This is a genomic window from Rhabdochromatium marinum, from assembly GCF_016583795.1.
GTDB classification, from domain to species: Bacteria; Pseudomonadota; Gammaproteobacteria; order Chromatiales; family Chromatiaceae; genus Rhabdochromatium; species Rhabdochromatium marinum.
Genome location: NZ_NRRS01000171.1, coordinates 1 through 1336, shown reverse-complemented (window position 1 = coordinate 1336; position 1336 = coordinate 1). Strand labels below are relative to the sequence as shown.

The window sequence follows — 1336 nt, the reverse complement described above, 5'->3', positions numbered from 1 at the left end:
AGCGGTTAGGGTTGTTGTGTCGCTTTGGGCATCTGGATTCGACCAGCTTCCATGTCGATGGTGACTACAACAGCGACATCGAAGATCCGACGGGCGTGATTCGCATCACCCAAGGCTACAGTCGTGATCATCGCGCGGATTTGAACCAGGTGGTGCTGCAATTGCTCTGCGAGCGCCAAGCCGGCATTCCCCTGCTGATGGAAGCCTTAAGCGGTAATAACAGCGACAAGACGAGCTTTCGCAAGACCGTCAATGCCTATCTCGACCAGCTGCAAGCCGATGTTGGACTGGAGATCCTCATGGCCGACAGCGCGCTCTACACCCGCGACACCCTCCAGGCGATGGACACCTATGCCTGGATTTCGCGCGTGCCTGAAACCCTCACGCTCGCCTGCGAGATGATCCATGCAGTCGCTCCAATGTTGATGCACAAGCCCACGCAAGAGGCCTGTTGCACCTTAGGCACCGTCTATGGTGAGGTGCGCCAACGCTGGGTTGTGGTCTATTCACCGCAGGCGCGCCAACGCGCCCTCAAGCGCCTTAACAAGCACTGTCTTACACAGGGCGAGGCCGAACTCAAGGGCTTCGAGCGGCTGTGCAACACGGACTTCGCCTGCGAGGCCGATGCGCTCAAGGCATTGGAGCGTTTTGAGCACACACTTAAGATTGGCCTGCTCGGCGAGACCTGCATTGAGGCCTTGCCTCGCTACCACAGCCAAGGCCGCCCGGCCCGAGGGCAGGCGCCAGACTTTTATGTCTACCGCATCAGCGGCGCACTGGCCTCGCAGGTGCAGGAGCACCAGCGCCGCCTGGAACGCAAAAGCTGTTTCATCCTCGCCACCAATCAGCTCGATGACTCACTGCTCAGCGAAGCCGAGCTCATCGCCGCCTACAAGGATCAACAAACAGTCGAGCGCGGCTTTCGCTTCCTCAAAGACCCGATGTTTATGGCCGCGACACTCTACCTGAAGAAACCCGAGCGCATCATGGCGTTGATGATGGTGATGACCCTCTGCTTGTTGGTCTATGCTGCCCTGGAACACCGTATCCGCGAGAGTCTCAAGGCACAGCAGGCAACCTTCCCCGACCAGAAGGGTCAGCCGAGCGCTCGTCCCACCGCGCGCTGGGTATTCCAATCTTTCAAAGGTATCCATGTGCTGGTCATTGCCCAGGTCAGGCCGCTCGTGCTAAATATGCAACACTACCACCACAGCAATTCCCGCCGAAAAAATTTTCGGCGTAACAACAGCAGGTTGGCCCAGGCTCAAAAAAAGTTTTTCGTAAACTTTTGGCGCTGACTCGGTAGACTGGCCGGCATCGTTCAATGTCAGATTGC

1 protein-coding gene is annotated in these 1336 nt (G+C 57.7%); it reads left to right on the top strand.

All coding sequences use genetic code 11. The features are described from left to right. Nucleotides 1-1298, top strand: a 1298-nt coding sequence (locus tag CKO36_RS19080; RefSeq protein WP_200286479.1) for an IS1634 family transposase, incomplete at its 5' end; no start/stop codon positions are given. Nucleotides 1299-1336: the final 38 nt, after the last annotated feature.